This window comes from Thioclava pacifica DSM 10166, assembly GCF_000714535.1.
GTDB classification, from domain to species: domain Bacteria; phylum Pseudomonadota; class Alphaproteobacteria; order Rhodobacterales; family Rhodobacteraceae; genus Thioclava; species Thioclava pacifica.
This window is the reverse complement of record NZ_AUND01000006.1, coordinates 1-12,834: the sequence shown is the minus strand read 5'-3', so window position 1 is coordinate 12,834 and position 12,834 is coordinate 1. Positions and strand designations below refer to the sequence as shown.

Annotated in this window: 12 protein-coding genes and 1 pseudogene; 10 read left to right on the top strand and 3 right to left on the bottom strand. The window is 61.8% G+C overall.

Going from position 1 to position 12,834, the window contains the following annotated elements:
- The first annotated feature begins 63 nt into the window (after positions 1-63).
- A complete protein-coding gene (locus tag TP2_RS05065) occupies positions 64-891 on the top strand; it encodes a helix-turn-helix transcriptional regulator (RefSeq protein WP_051692196.1) in 828 nt (275 codons plus the stop codon).
- A gap of 107 nt (positions 892-998) precedes the next feature.
- Complete coding sequence (locus tag TP2_RS05060) at positions 999-1,754, top strand: glycosyltransferase family 2 protein (RefSeq protein WP_038074381.1); 756 nt, start codon at positions 999-1,001, stop codon at positions 1,752-1,754.
- A gap of 61 nt (positions 1,755-1,815) precedes the next feature.
- On the opposite strand, the gene TP2_RS05055 is transcribed toward TP2_RS05060, so the two are convergent.
- The 3 genes and pseudogenes from TP2_RS05055 to TP2_RS19040 all read right to left on the bottom strand — a co-directional run.
- Entirely contained in the window at positions 1,816-2,070 is a 255-nt protein-coding gene (locus TP2_RS05055; protein ID WP_038074379.1) for a hypothetical protein, read from the bottom strand.
- 797 nt (positions 2,071-2,867) lie between these two features.
- The gene (locus tag TP2_RS05050; protein WP_240473712.1) at positions 2,868-3,599 is read right to left on the bottom strand and encodes a LysR substrate-binding domain-containing protein; all 732 of its coding nucleotides are present in this window, start codon (positions 3,597-3,599) and stop codon (positions 2,868-2,870) included.
- 27 nt (positions 3,600-3,626) lie between these two features.
- Positions 3,627-3,803, bottom strand: a pseudogene (locus tag TP2_RS19040) (helix-turn-helix domain-containing protein); the annotation flags it as partial.
- 109 nt (positions 3,804-3,912) lie between these two features.
- Here TP2_RS19040 and cuyA point away from each other — a divergent pair.
- The 8 genes from cuyA to TP2_RS05010 all read left to right on the top strand — a co-directional run bounded on the left by cuyA (position 3,913) and on the right by TP2_RS05010 (position 11,733).
- Entirely contained in the window at positions 3,913-4,935 is a 1,023-nt protein-coding gene (gene cuyA, locus TP2_RS05045; RefSeq protein ID WP_038074377.1) for a D-cysteate sulfo-lyase, read from the top strand.
- A gap of 4 nt (positions 4,936-4,939) precedes the next feature.
- Positions 4,940-6,148, top strand: a complete 1,209-nt coding sequence (locus TP2_RS05040) for a DegT/DnrJ/EryC1/StrS family aminotransferase (protein WP_038074375.1) — start codon at positions 4,940-4,942, stop codon at positions 6,146-6,148.
- On the top strand, positions 6,145-6,867 hold the full coding sequence (cuyB, locus tag TP2_RS05035; protein ID WP_038074373.1) for a cysteate racemase: 723 nt from the start codon (positions 6,145-6,147) through the stop codon (positions 6,865-6,867). The genes TP2_RS05040 and cuyB overlap by 4 nt, the downstream gene beginning before the upstream one ends.
- A 49-nt stretch (positions 6,868-6,916) precedes the next feature.
- Positions 6,917-7,906, top strand: coding sequence for a taurine ABC transporter substrate-binding protein (tauA, locus tag TP2_RS05030; RefSeq protein ID WP_038074371.1), 990 nt, complete (start codon positions 6,917-6,919; stop codon positions 7,904-7,906).
- A gap of 64 nt (positions 7,907-7,970) precedes the next feature.
- Positions 7,971-8,759: a taurine ABC transporter ATP-binding protein gene (locus TP2_RS05025; RefSeq protein ID WP_038074369.1), complete on the top strand. Its 789-nt coding sequence runs from the start codon at positions 7,971-7,973 to the stop codon at positions 8,757-8,759.
- Positions 8,756-9,625, top strand: coding sequence for an ABC transporter permease subunit (locus TP2_RS05020; RefSeq protein WP_038074367.1), 870 nt, complete (start codon positions 8,756-8,758; stop codon positions 9,623-9,625). Before TP2_RS05025 ends, TP2_RS05020 begins: the two co-directional genes overlap by 4 nt.
- Positions 9,626-9,639: 14 nt before the next feature.
- Positions 9,640-10,950 (top strand): histidinol dehydrogenase, encoded by a 1,311-nt coding sequence (gene hisD, locus TP2_RS05015; protein ID WP_038074364.1) that lies wholly within the window; start codon positions 9,640-9,642, stop codon positions 10,948-10,950.
- A gap of 18 nt (positions 10,951-10,968) precedes the next feature.
- Positions 10,969-11,733, top strand: a complete 765-nt coding sequence (locus TP2_RS05010; protein ID WP_038074360.1) for an alpha/beta fold hydrolase — start codon at positions 10,969-10,971, stop codon at positions 11,731-11,733.
- Positions 11,734-12,834: the final 1,101 nt, after the last annotated feature.

Sequence of the window (12,834 nt, the reverse complement as noted above, 5' to 3'; positions counted from 1 at the left end):
CCCTCGAGGGGTAGAGCCTTACCCCCAAAGGGTTAGGCGCGGATCGAAACGAGACCCGGAACGATGTCTGGATGGAACGAACGCATCGCCGATGCGATCACCGCGATGGGAACAGAGGACTTCGCCCGAGCGCTGGACCGGGCGACGGAGACGCTATTCCCCTACAAGATTTGCATGGTCTTTGCCTATGAGGGCAATGCGACGCCGCAATCGCTCTACCACAATCTGCCGCCGGATGCGGCGCGGATCGTGATCTGGGATTACTGCACCGGTCCGTATCTGCTCGACCCGTTCTACGCCGAGACCGAACGGCGGCGCTCGGGGATGGCCGGTCTTCGACAGATGGCACCGGACAAGTTTTTCCAGTCGGAATACTACGCCAAGCATTACAGCCGCACCGGCATTCGCGACGAGATCGGCATCTTCGCCGCGATCGGGCCAGAGCGGGTTGCTGTGATCAGCTTCGCCCGGGAACGCGGTCAGCCGGTTTTCAGTGCGCGCGAGCGGGCGCGTCTCGCCGAGGTTGGACCCGTCATCGAAGCCCTGATGCGCGCCCATTGGGGCGTCACGGCAGCGCGCGAGGCGCGAGACGATGCGGCGGAGACTGCCCTGCCCCCTCTGGAGGTCCTGCTCGACCGAATTGCCGGAGGGGTGCTGACCCCGCGCGAGACCGAGGTGATCGCGATGGTGCTGCGTGGCTATTCGACGACTGCGATCGGCGCAAATCTCGAGATCAGCGACGAAACGGTGAAAGTCCACCGCAAGAACGCCTACCGAAAACTATCGATATCGTCTCAGGCGCAACTCTTCTCGCTCTTCCTGAAGGCTTTGGACGAAAGCTCTGCGCCAGTTCGCGAGAGACATGTGGCTTCGCTCCGGAAGCGAGAATAGCCCTAGCTATTCGCAACTGCGTGACGGGTTAGGGATTGGTCGGTTTCGTCCGCCTCGCTAAACGCCTATAGACAGATCAAACGCATTTTTCCGGGCCGCCCTTTCCCATGAAGATCACCGTCATCACCGCCGTCTACAATTCTGAAGCCACCGTCGGAGAGGCGATCGAGAGCGTCGGGCGGCAGACCCATCCCGAGCTCGAGCACCTGATCATCGAGGGAAGATCGAAGGACGGATCGCTTGCCGCGATCGAGCGCGCAGCCCACGACCGGATGACCCTCGTGAGCGAGCCCGACAAGGGGATCTACGATGCGCTCAACAAAGGTGTGGCGAAGGCCTCCGGCGATGTCCTGGGTTTCGTTCACAGCGATGACTTCCTCGCCCATGACGAGGTCCTCTCCCGCATCGCCACGGCTTTTGAAGATCCCCAGGTCGAGGCGGTCTTCTCCAATCTCGATTATGTCTCGCAGGCCGACACGAGGAAGGTCGTCCGCCATTGGGCGACGGGTCCCTTCAGTGCCGCGAAGCTCAGACGCGGCTGGATGCCTGCCCACCCGACCCTCTATCTTCGGCGCTCGGTCTACGAGCGCATCGGCAGCTTCGACATCGGCTTCCGGATCGCGGCCGATTACGACTTCATCCTGCGCTATTTCTCGCAAGCGACCGGCCGCTCGGTTTATATCCCCGAAGTGCTCTACAAGATGCGCTTGGGCGGTGTGAGCAATCGCGACTTTGCGCGCATTCGCGAGAAGATGGGCGAGGATTGGCGCGCGATCCGGCGCAACAAGGTCGGCGGTGTGATGACGCTGGCGAGCAAGAACCTCTCGAAGATCGGACAGTTCGTCGAGCGGCAGAAAAGCTGAGAGCCCGCGTGCTCGGAGCATGACCTTTTTCGCGGTTCAGTCTTCAGGAGTGGCAGGCCGATCAGATCCGGTTCCGTGCGATCACCTCGGCTGCGCTCAGCGGTTGATACGTGTCTTCTGGGGCTGCGAAGGCATGGGTCAACTCGGCTTTCAGGCGATCGACGGCCTCCAGCTCAGCCCTTTTCTTGTCGCGACGGATCAAGTCGCGGATGTGTTCGCTGACATTTTCACAGGACCCGTCATCACCCACATTGGCCGAGACAGAGTCACTCAGGGCTCCACCGAGGCGGACGGTCAGTCGGGTCGTTCGGGACATCGCACAGCACCTCTCACGTCACTCGTCTTCTGAATAACCGAAAACAAGCACAGACAAAACTGGCCTGCGCGACCGTGTTGCACGCCTCGATGAAGAGGATCGGCGAGGTCGCGCAAATCAGCCTTGGGCCTGCACACGCCCTTTTCCGTATTCGTTCAAGAAATGACCTCGACCTTCGCTCTGCCGAGGACGGTGGAGCGGATCATATTGGCGATAAATATCTGAATTCCGGCGTCGTTGCGATCGATCCTGCGTCGTGACAGGATCCCCTCGCCGAATACGTTTCGGTAGTTCACTTGCCTGCCCGAGCTGCAAGGATGGCGGGCTCGTCGAACGCCGGGGCCGCTACGGCAGCGTCCGGTTTCCAGACAGCGACGGTAACCGCTAAGTGCTCGACAAACGACATGGCAGCGCCCGAATGTATATTGTCGAGCATGCAGCAGATAGGATCGCCCCTGCTCGACTAACGACATGGAACAGCTTTGGGGGTTGCTCGGATTGCGACATCGCATGTCGTTAGTCGAGCACCTCACACCGCTCGCAAGCCATTGATTTCTATAGAATCGAGATAATTTCTCATGCTGCGAAACGAGCACCCCCCCTTTGATGTCAGCAGGAGAATTTGCGACGAGATTTGCAGCGCAGCCAGGAGACGCGGGGAGGGTGATCGACCTCCCCAAACGGCTCACTTTACACTTATGCGGACGATGCTCCCGATGTCATCTTGGAGCATAGTGTGGGATGTTGGTTTGGAAGGCGATTGCAATAACCTGCCAAGCATATTCTCATAGCAGAAGTCAATCGAGCACCTTTGCCGTGAACAGTGGGGCTCGTGGAACACGGTGCGATCTAAGCGAAGACCAGAAGGTCTCTTCCGCGAGGTTGTAATTTCCTTGCAGTCGCATCGCTTTGATTTGCAGCTCGCAGACTGGAAGTTCGGCCGAGAGGTCGACCAGATGCCCCGCCGTGATCGGCTCCAGCGCGAGCGACTCCGGCACCCACGCGACCCCCATGCCGATCACCGCCATCTCGACCGCCGCCAGCGTAAGGGCGGTCTCGACCTTGGGCACATAGCGGATCGCGGGACTGAGATAGGGGAGGATGCTGCGCTCCATGACATGGCCAAAGAAAACGTCCGAAGGGTAGGTGATATAGGGGATCTCGACGGGCCCCGCACCCTCGGGCACAGCTTTCGGCACGGTCGAGTTGAAGACCGGGATAAGTCGGTCGGTGCCGATCGTGATCTCCTCGAGAAAATCTGCGCGGGCGTCGTCCCCCTCATCCCGCGTTCTGTAGACGATCGCGACATTGGCCTGCCGTGCGAGCAGAAGCCCCGTGCAGGCGTCGAGATTGGCCGAGCGCAAGCGGACATATATCCCGTCGCGCTCGGTCGGCATCTTGCGCAGGATCGAGGGGATATACCCTGTGGTCAGCGAGTGCTGGCAGGCAATTACAACGCGGTTGCTTGCCATGCTCTCGCCGCGCCGGAGATCGACGACGAGCTGGCGTAGCCCGTTCGACAATTGCATAATTTGATCTCGCTGAGCCTTGGTCGTTGGCTTGAGACGGATCGGCTTGTGGGAGCGGTCGAACAATTCGACGCCGACGAAATCTTCTATCTGCTTAATTCGGCGTGAGAATGCGGATTGCGTGAGCATTCTGCGCTCGGCCGCGCCGCTGAAAGATCCCGTATCCTCGATCGCGAGGATGTCTTCGAGCCACTCCAGTCGCATACCACCCCTAACATGCAAAAAGCGCAAAACGTATCAAGAATTTCGAATTTGCATTAGGGCGCAGATCTGCGCAACCCTCGATCCAGACAAGTTACCCAAGGAACTCCATATGCATCTCGCTCGCTTTCCCCGCGTCCACCTAGCGCATCTGCCAACCCCTCTCGAAAAGCTCGATCGCCTCTCGAAAGAGCTCGACGGGCCGGAAATCTGGATCAAGCGAGACGATTGCACGGGCCTGTCGACCGGTGGCAACAAGACCCGCAAGCTGGAATTTCTCATGGCCGAGGCGCAGGCGATGGGGGCCGACACGGTGATGACCCAAGGGGCGACCCAATCGAACCACGCACGCCAGACGGCAGCAGCAGCGGCGAAGCTCGGGATGGCCTGCCATATCCTGCTCGAGGACCGCACCGGCTCGAATGACATCAACTACAATGAAAACGGCAACGTGCTGCTCGACCATCTGCACGGAGCGACCACGTCGAAACGCGCGGGCGGCAAGGACATGCAGGCGGAGATGGAGGAGGTCGCCGAAAAGCTTCGCGGCGAGGGCCGCACGGTCTATGTCATCCCCGGCGGCGGCTCGAACGCGACGGGTGCGCTTGGCTATGTGAACTGCGCGTTCGAACTGGTGGGTCAGGCGAATGATCGCGGGCTGGTGATCGACCATATCGCGACCGCGACCGGCTCGGCGGGCACGCAGGCCGGGCTGATCACCGGGCTCAAGGCGATCAATGCCGGAATTCCCCTGACCGGGTTCGGGGTGCGCGCGCCCAAGGATAAGCAGGAAGCCAATGTCTTCGCGCTTGCCCAGAAGACCGCCGAGAAGCTGGGCTGCCCCGATGTGGTAGCCCGCGAGGACGTCGTGGCCGACTGCAGCTATGTCGGCGAAGGCTACGGCATCCCGCGCGAGGATACGCTGGAAGCGATCCGCATGTTCGCGCAGCTCGAAGGCATCCTTCTCGATCCGGTTTATTCGGGAAAAGGCGCGGCGGGGCTGATCGACTATTGCCGGAAGGGCCATTTCAAGAAGGGAGAGCGCGTGGTCTTTCTGCATACCGGCGGTGCAGCGGCGCTGTTTGGCTACGAGGCCGTCTTCGCTGAGGCCAACAAGACCCTCGTGGTGGACTGAGATCGTGACCCGGGCGCGCTTCTCCAAGAGTTTCACGCAACAGCCCCCGATCCCCGAGGAGGGGATCGAGGCCGCCGTGGCAGTGATGCGCTCGGGCCGGTTGCACCGCTACAACCGCGCGCCCGGCGAGGCGAGCGAGGTGATGAAGCTGGAGCGCGAATACGCGCAATGGCAGGGCACGCGCTATTGCCTCGCGGTGGCTTCGGGCGGACAGGCGATGCAGATCGCGCTGCGCGCGGCAGGGGTGAAACCGGGCGATCGCGTGTTGACCAACGCGTTTACCCTGGCCCCGGTGCCGGGCGCGATCGCGGCGGTAGGCGGCGAGCCGGTTCTGGTCGAGATCACCGAGGATCTGGTGCTTGACCTCGAAGCCTTGGCCGCGAATGTGGCTCAAAGCGGCGCGCGTTACCTTCTGTTGTCGCATATGCGCGGGCATCTTTGCGATATGGACCGGCTGATGGAGATCGCGATCGCTCATGGCGTGACGGTGATCGAGGACTGCGCCCATACGATGGGGGCGCGGTGGAATGGCAGGCTGTCCGGTTCTTTCGGGCTGGCGGGCTGTTTCAGCACCCAGACCTACAAGCACATGAACTCAGGCGAAGGGGGGCTGCTCACCTCGGACAACGCTGAATTCATGGCGCGCGCGACGATCCTGTCGGGCTCCTACATGCTGTATGAGAGCCACGGGGCGGGGCCCGCACCCGAAACCTACGACGCCATTCGGCTGGAGACGCCCAACATGTCCGCCCGGATGGACAATCTGCGCGCGGCAATCTTACGCCCGCAGCTTCGCCAGCTCGAGCAGGGCATCGCTGCGTGGAACGCGCGCTACGATCTGGTCGCAGAGCGGCTGGCGCGTTCGCCCGCGATCCGCCTGCCCCATCGCCCGCCCGCGGAATTCCATGTCGGCTCATCGATCCAGTTCCGTGTGCCCGGCATTGCCCTTGCCGAGGCGCAGGCGCTGATCGCGCGGCTCGCGGAGGCGGGCGTCGAAGTGAAATGGTTTGGCGCCGATAAGCCCAAGGGCTTCACCTCTGATCACCGCAGCTGGCATTATATCGCAGCGCAGGATCTGCCACAGACCGATGCGGTTCTCGCTGACCTTTTCGATATGCGCCTGCCGCTGACCTTCAGCCTCGAAGATTGCGCGCTTCTCGCCGATCACATTCTTGATGCGGTCGAGAGCATCCGCATTAGGGTAGGCGCATGATGCGGCGGGTTGGTATTCTGGGCGGTATGGGGCCGGAGGCGACGATCCTCGTGATGCAGAAGGTTCTGGGTGCCGTGCGCGCGCAAGACGATTCCGATCATGTCCCGCTGATCGTCGATCAGAACCCGCAGGTGCCCTCGCGCATCCAGCATCTGATCGAAGGCAGGGGCGAAGACCCCGGTCCGGTTCTCGCCGACATGGCCCGCCGGCTGGTAGCGGGCGGGGCGCAGGCGCTCGCAATCCCCTGCAACACCGCACATCACTACCTGCCCGCGATCCGTGCGGCCGTCGAGGTGCCGGTGCTCGACATGGTGGAACTGTCGATTGCCCGCGCCGCGTCCATGACCGGTCCGGGCGGCACTGTCGGAGTTCTTGGCTCTCCCGCGCTGCGGAGGGTGAAGCTTTTCGATGCGGCCGCGGCGCGGCACGGACTTGGCCTCCGCTATAGCGAAGCCGAGGACGATCTCTTGGCCGCAATCCGTCAGATCAAGGCGGAAGGTCCGCAACCGGGCGCACGCGAACGACTGGCAGCCGCTTCGAGCGGGTTATTCGAATGCGGCGCAACTGTGCAGATGATCGCCTGCACCGAATTTTCGCTCATTCCGGAGGCAGTTTGTCCCCGTGCAACCGCATTTGACACGCTTGACGAGCTGGTCGCTGCTATCCTCGCCTTTGCGACCTCGCGAGCGGAAAGGTGCAGCGACTTTGAAACGCGATAACCAGAAAGCGAGAGAGACATCTCGCAATATGACCAACGGAGGTTCAAACATGAACAAACTCAACAAGATGATGATGACGGCGGCTGCCGCACTGACGCTGTCGACGTCGGCGCTCTGGGCCGAGACGATGACGATCGGGACCTTCAGCGATCCGACCCCGATGAACGCCGCACGCGCCGAAAAGGCCTTCGAAAAGGCCACGGGCTGGACGATCGAATGGCGGGTGTTCAACTCGGGCACAGACGTGATCGCGGCCATGGCCTCGGGCGATGTCGAGGTCGCTGAACTCGGGTCCTCGCCGCTGGCAATCGCTGCGAGCCAGGGCGTTGACTTGCAGATGTTCATGGTGTCCTACGCGATCGGCGATTCCGAGAGCCTGATCGCGCATAACGGATCGGGGATCAAATCGCTCGAGGACCTGAAGGGCAAGCGCGTCGCGGTCCCGGTCGGCTCGACCGCGCATTACTCGCTCATGGGGGCGATTGCGCATGCCGGGATGAAGGAGTCGGATCTCACGATCATCTCGATGCCGCCGGACCAGATCGCGGCCGCATGGGATCAGGGCACGATCGACGCAGCCTTCATCTGGCCGCCGGTGCAGACCAATATCCTCAAGACCGGCAGCCGCATCGTGAGCGCCGCCCAAACCGCGAAATGGGGCTATCCGACCTTCAACGCATGGACCGTCAGCACCAAGTTCGCCGAGTCGCACGAGAAGGAAATGGTGGCCTTCGCCAAGGCGATGGACGCGGCCAACAAAGCCTATCTCGACGATCCCTCGGCCTGGACTGCCGATAACGAGAAGGTCAAGGAGATCGCGAGCGTGACCGGTGCGGGCGCTGATCAGATCCCCGGGATTCTCAAAGGCTACACCTTCGTGCCGCTGTCGGAACAAGTCAGCGACACCTGGCTCGGCAATGCCGCGAACATCATGAAATCGACAGCGGAATTCCTGAAATCCGCTGGCCGCATCGACACCGTCGCCGACGATTACTCAGCTTTCGTGAACACGAAGATCGCCGAAGACGCCCTGAAGTGAGACCGCTTTTCCTGCCCGGGCATCCGATCCGGGCAGGATTAAGAAACTGAGATGGAGCAGCGACGTGGGATTAAATATCGAGGATGTATCGGTCGTCTATCCAGCTGCGGATGGTCGTCCACCCGTCGAGGCCTTGAGCCGCATCAACCTGACAATCGAAGACAATGAATTCGTCGTGGCGCTCGGCGCATCGGGGTGCGGGAAATCCACGCTTCTCAACCTGATCGCGGGCTTCCTGTCACCCTCGTTCGGCTCGCTGACGCTGGATGGTGCGCGTGTGTCCGGTCCGGGCGCGGATCGCGCGGTGGTGTTTCAGAAACACGCGCTTCTGCCATGGCTGAACGTGTTGGACAACGTGGCTTTCGGATTGCAGATCCAGGGCGTTGCCGAGGCAGAGCGCAAGAAAGTTGCAAACAAGTTCCTGAGCATGTTGGGGCTCGACGGCTTTCAGGATGCGCCGGTCTATTCGCTCTCGGGCGGGATGCAGCAACGCGTGGGCATTGCCCGGGCGCTGACCTGCGATCCGCGTGTCTTGCTGATGGACGAGCCGCTAGGCGCGCTCGACGCACTGACCCGGGAAAAGGCGCAGGAGCTGATCCTGAACATCTGGAACGACACGCATAAATCGGTCTTCTTCATCACGCATAGCGTGGAAGAGGCGCTGTTCATGGGCACCAAGCTTGTGGTCATGTCGCCCCGCCCGGGCCGGATCACGCATGTGTTCGACCTGCCGTTCTCGCGGCAGTTCCTCGACGGGATGCCTGCCCGACAGGTTAAGGCATCCCCGAAATTCATCGAGCTTCGCGAAGAGGTCCTGAAGATCATCTTCGCTGACGAAGAGGCCGCAGCATGACGGAACAAACCAGCCAAACCCCGACGAAACCGCCTGGACTGTGGAAGCGGATCTCGCGCTCGCGGCCGACCAAGCCCGGCCAGACCTATGGCGTGCCGGGACAGGGCAATACATTGTGGCTCTCGGTCTGTTCGATCCTGTTCTTCATCTTCGTCTGGTGGCTCGTGACCTTCATGGGCTGGGTGAAGCCGCTGTTCGTGCCCTCGCCGATGGCGATCGTGTCGAAGTTCATCTCGGTCTGGAATAACGGCTACACCGGCACCTCGTTTCTCGACCACGTCGTGATCTCGACGGTGCGGGTCTTCGGGGCTTTCCTTCTGGCCTGCGTGATCGGCATTCCGCTGGGTCTCGCGATGGGGATGAGTCCGATCATGCGGGGCATCTTCGATCCTCCGATCGAATTCTACCGCCCGATCCCGCCGCTCGCCTACCTTCCGCTGATGATCATCTGGTTCGGGATCGGGGAGACCTCGAAAGTTCTGCTGATCTTCCTGTCGGTCTTCGCTCCGGTCGTGCTGGGCGCACGCTCTGGCGTCAAATCGGCGGCGATCGAACAGATCCACGCCGCCTATTCCTTTGGCGCCACACGCTGGCAGGTGATGCGCTATGTGATCATGCCCTCGGCGATGCCGGAAATCCTGACGGCGATGCGGATCGGGGTGGGCTTCGGCTGGACCACGCTGGTCGCTGCCGAAATGGTCGCCTCGACCAAGGGGCTTGGCTACATGGTCCTCTCTGCCAGCCAGTTCCTGCAAACGCCGGTCGTGATCATGGGGATCTTCGTGATCGCCGCGATCGCCTTCGCCTTCGACCTCTTGATGCGCTTCGTCGAGCGTCGCCTCGTGCCCTGGAAGGGCAGAATGTAACGGGAAGAACCACCATGATCCACTTGAAGAAAGCCGTCCGGACAGCCGAGGCGGATCAGGAAGGCGTGCATGACATCGTCTCGAAGATGCTGGCGAAGATCGCCGTCGGCGGCGAGGCGGCGGCGCGCGACTACGCCAGGGAGCTCGACAAATGGAACGGCGAGATCATCGTCACGCCCGAACAGCGCGCCGCCGCCAGTGCCGCGGTTCCAGAGCAGCTCAAGGCCGATATTCGGTTCGCCCATAATAACGTGCGCCGTTTCGCCGAGGCGCAGCGCGCGACGGTCAGCGACTGCACGATCGAGATCCTTCCCGGTCTGACCGCGGGCCAGAAGCAGATCCCGGTCTCCGCCACTGGCTGCTACGTGCCCGGCGGTCGCTACAGCCATGTCGCGAGCGCGATCATGACGATTACGACCGCCAAGGTCGCGGGGGTTCCGCATGTCGCCGCATGTTCGCCGCCGCGGCCCGGTCTCGGCATCCCCCCGGCGATCCTCTACGCGATGGATCTTTGCGGCGCCGACGTGATCCTCTCGATGGGCGGAGTGCAGGGGGTGGCGGCGATGGCAAACGGCCTGTTCGGCCTGCCCAAAGCCGATATCCTCGTCGGGCCCGGCAACCAGTATGTCGCCGAGGCGAAGCGCATCCTGTTCGGTCAGATCGGCATCGACATGTTCGCAGGGCCCACCGACAGCATGGTGATTGCCGATGCGACGGCAGATCCCGAGATGGTCGCCTATGACCTCGTGGGGCAGGCGGAACACGGCTATAATTCACCGGTCTGGCTCGTCACCTCGGATCGCAACCTGGCCGACCAGATTCTGCGTCGCGTGCCGGAGTTGATCGAGACCCTGCCGGAACTGAATCGTCACAGCGCGAAAGCCTCCTGGGCGGATTTCGCCGAAGTCATCTTGTGCGAAGATGCCGAGGAGATGGCCCGTTTTGCCGATGAGCTCGCGCCCGAGCATCTGCATGTCCAGTGCAAGGATCTCGACTGGTGGCTGGGTCGGCTTAAATCCTACGGGTCGCTGTTTCTCGGTGAGGAAACCACGGTTGCGTTCGGCGACAAGACATCGGGACCCAACCATGTGCTGCCGACCTCGGGTGCCGCGCGCTACACGGGCGGGCTCTCGGTGCATAAGTTCATGAAGACCGTCACCTGGCAGCGCGCGACCCGCGAGGCGTCCCGGCCGCTTGCGGAAGCCACGGCGCGGATCTCGCGGCTCGAAGGGATGGAGGGTCATGCGCGCTCCGCCGATATCCGGCTCTCGAAGTTCTTCCCGGAGGAAGATTTCGATCTGAGCCCGGCGCAGGTTCCGGGCTGACGCGGAGAGGAAGTGCAGATGCCGGAATTGTCCTTCACACGGGCTGGCAGCGGGCCTCCGCTGGTCCTCGTGCATGGCTATCTTGGCGGTAGCTCAATGTGGGCGGCGCAGCTTGCCCATTTCAGTCCGACCCGCGATGTGATCTGCCCCGATCTCGCGGGGTTCGGCGCAAGCAACGCGCTGGAGGCCCCCGAAAGCATCGAAGGCCATGCCCACGCGGTGCTCGATCTTCTCGACAGGCTTGCGGTCGATCGGTTCGACCTTCTCGGCCATTCGATGGGGGGGATGGTCGTTCAGGAGATGGTCCGCCTTGCTCCGGAGCGCATCGGCAAGCTCGTGCTCTACGGCACAGGGCCGCGCGGAGTGATGCCGGGCCGGTTCGAGACGATCGCGCAGTCGCGCGACAGGCTCCTGCGCGACGGAGTGCCGGACACCGCACGGCGCATCGCGGCGACATGGTTTCGGCAGGGAGAGTCGGCGGAGGGTTTTGCGCTTTGCCTGTCGCTTGGCCAGCAGGCGCGCGAGCAGGCGGCAATCGCAAGCCTCAAGGCCTGGGAAAATTGGGACGGCAGGCCCGCTCTTGGCGCAATCGCAAGCCCGACCCTCGTTCTCTGGGGCAGCCGCGACCGCTCCTATGACTGGACGCAGCCTGAAGCCCTCTGGCGCGGCATCCCGGGGGCAGATCTCGCCGTGGTGCCTGGCTGCGCCCATAACGTCCACATGGAGAAACCCGACTTGTTCAACAGGCTGGTCGCCGACTTCCTCTACGCAGTCGATCTCTAGCCAGAGGCAGGCAAGGCGAAGATACGCAAACCCTCATAGCGGCGGCGTGCGGGAGGTGCCCTCACCGTGTTCGGCAACAACCATTTCGCGGCCTGACTGAATATTATCGAACATGCGGCGCCGATAGGTTTCCGATGTTCGGCAAACAACACTCTTTCACGCGGGAGTGTTCGGATCGCGAAACAGCAGATAAGTTGCCGAACACACCGGCCCCATATCAACTGATTGATATTAATAGGAAACCAGTGCCGCGAAATGCTGCGAAACGAACACCCCGACGCTATTTTCGTGCCGCACCCTTCCCGGAAGGATATGAAGCTTCCCCTCGCAGGAATGGTGCTTCCGCCTGTGCCGGCGGATGGCTCGATCGACAACGAGATCGGTCGCACGACAAATCGCACCAGCGCCGCGCACTTCTTGGTGCAACAGGTCGTGATGCTGGGCCACCACTTCGCAGACGGGAAAAGGGCGTCATGCCGTTCCGCGCCATGTGGAAGATCTGCGGCACGATTTCAGAAAGCTGGCATTGTGCGAATGCAGCGACCTCCGCCTAGACAATATGGGGTCAGCGGGCAAAGGCCGCATCCTCTAGGATCAGCCTGACAGCTTCGAACCCGTTTGGTATTCTCCACATCAGATGCCAAGAATAGGCTCAGCAATCCCCGCATCCTCTCGCAGAACCCCGAACGGAATCGCCTCCGCAAGGCAGGGGAAGAAGGATTAAGAAATCAAATTGAAGCAAGATCATTGCTTCACCAGAAGTATCTCGGAGAGGCCGCGCGGGGAGGTCGATCCTTCTTGAAGTTTCCACCGTAGCGCCGAGGACAGCTCACCTGTCATGATCGAGCGATCAGATCGCCGAAGGCAGATCCGGGCCCGACGGTGAGACCGCGTCATAGCTCGCGGTTTCGGCCTTGATCCACCCCGTTTGCGGGATGCTGACATGCGACGCTGCATCATCGCATCCGTGACAGCCGCACACTGGAACGTTTCTGCCAAATAGACTCAGAAAGCGAACTCAGCGGCACCGATCAAACGAGACAAAGCACGCGCTTTCAGGCTATAGCTAGGCTTCACGGAGATCGCGTCCCAAGAAGTGGT

What these genes read in the sequence shown, in the direction of transcription:
- TP2_RS05065 (WP_051692196.1), top strand. Translation starts at nt 64, where the DNA reads ATGTCTGGATGGAACGAACGCATCGCCGATGCGATCACCGCGATGGGA.
- TP2_RS05060 (WP_038074381.1), top strand. Translation starts at nt 999, where the DNA reads ATGAAGATCACCGTCATCACCGCCGTCTACAATTCTGAAGCCACCGTC.
- TP2_RS05055 (WP_038074379.1), bottom strand. Translation starts at nt 2,070, where the DNA reads ATGTCCCGAACGACCCGACTGACCGTCCGCCTCGGTGGAGCCCTGAGT.
- TP2_RS05050 (WP_240473712.1), bottom strand. Translation starts at nt 3,599, where the DNA reads ATGCAATTGTCGAACGGGCTACGCCAGCTCGTCGTCGATCTCCGGCGC.
- cuyA (WP_038074377.1), top strand. Translation starts at nt 3,913, where the DNA reads ATGCATCTCGCTCGCTTTCCCCGCGTCCACCTAGCGCATCTGCCAACC.
- cuyB (WP_038074373.1), top strand. Translation starts at nt 6,145, where the DNA reads ATGATGCGGCGGGTTGGTATTCTGGGCGGTATGGGGCCGGAGGCGACG.
- tauA (WP_038074371.1), top strand. Translation starts at nt 6,917, where the DNA reads ATGAACAAACTCAACAAGATGATGATGACGGCGGCTGCCGCACTGACG.
- TP2_RS05020 (WP_038074367.1), top strand. Translation starts at nt 8,756, where the DNA reads ATGACGGAACAAACCAGCCAAACCCCGACGAAACCGCCTGGACTGTGG.
- hisD (WP_038074364.1), top strand. Translation starts at nt 9,640, where the DNA reads ATGATCCACTTGAAGAAAGCCGTCCGGACAGCCGAGGCGGATCAGGAA.
- TP2_RS05010 (WP_038074360.1), top strand. Translation starts at nt 10,969, where the DNA reads ATGCCGGAATTGTCCTTCACACGGGCTGGCAGCGGGCCTCCGCTGGTC.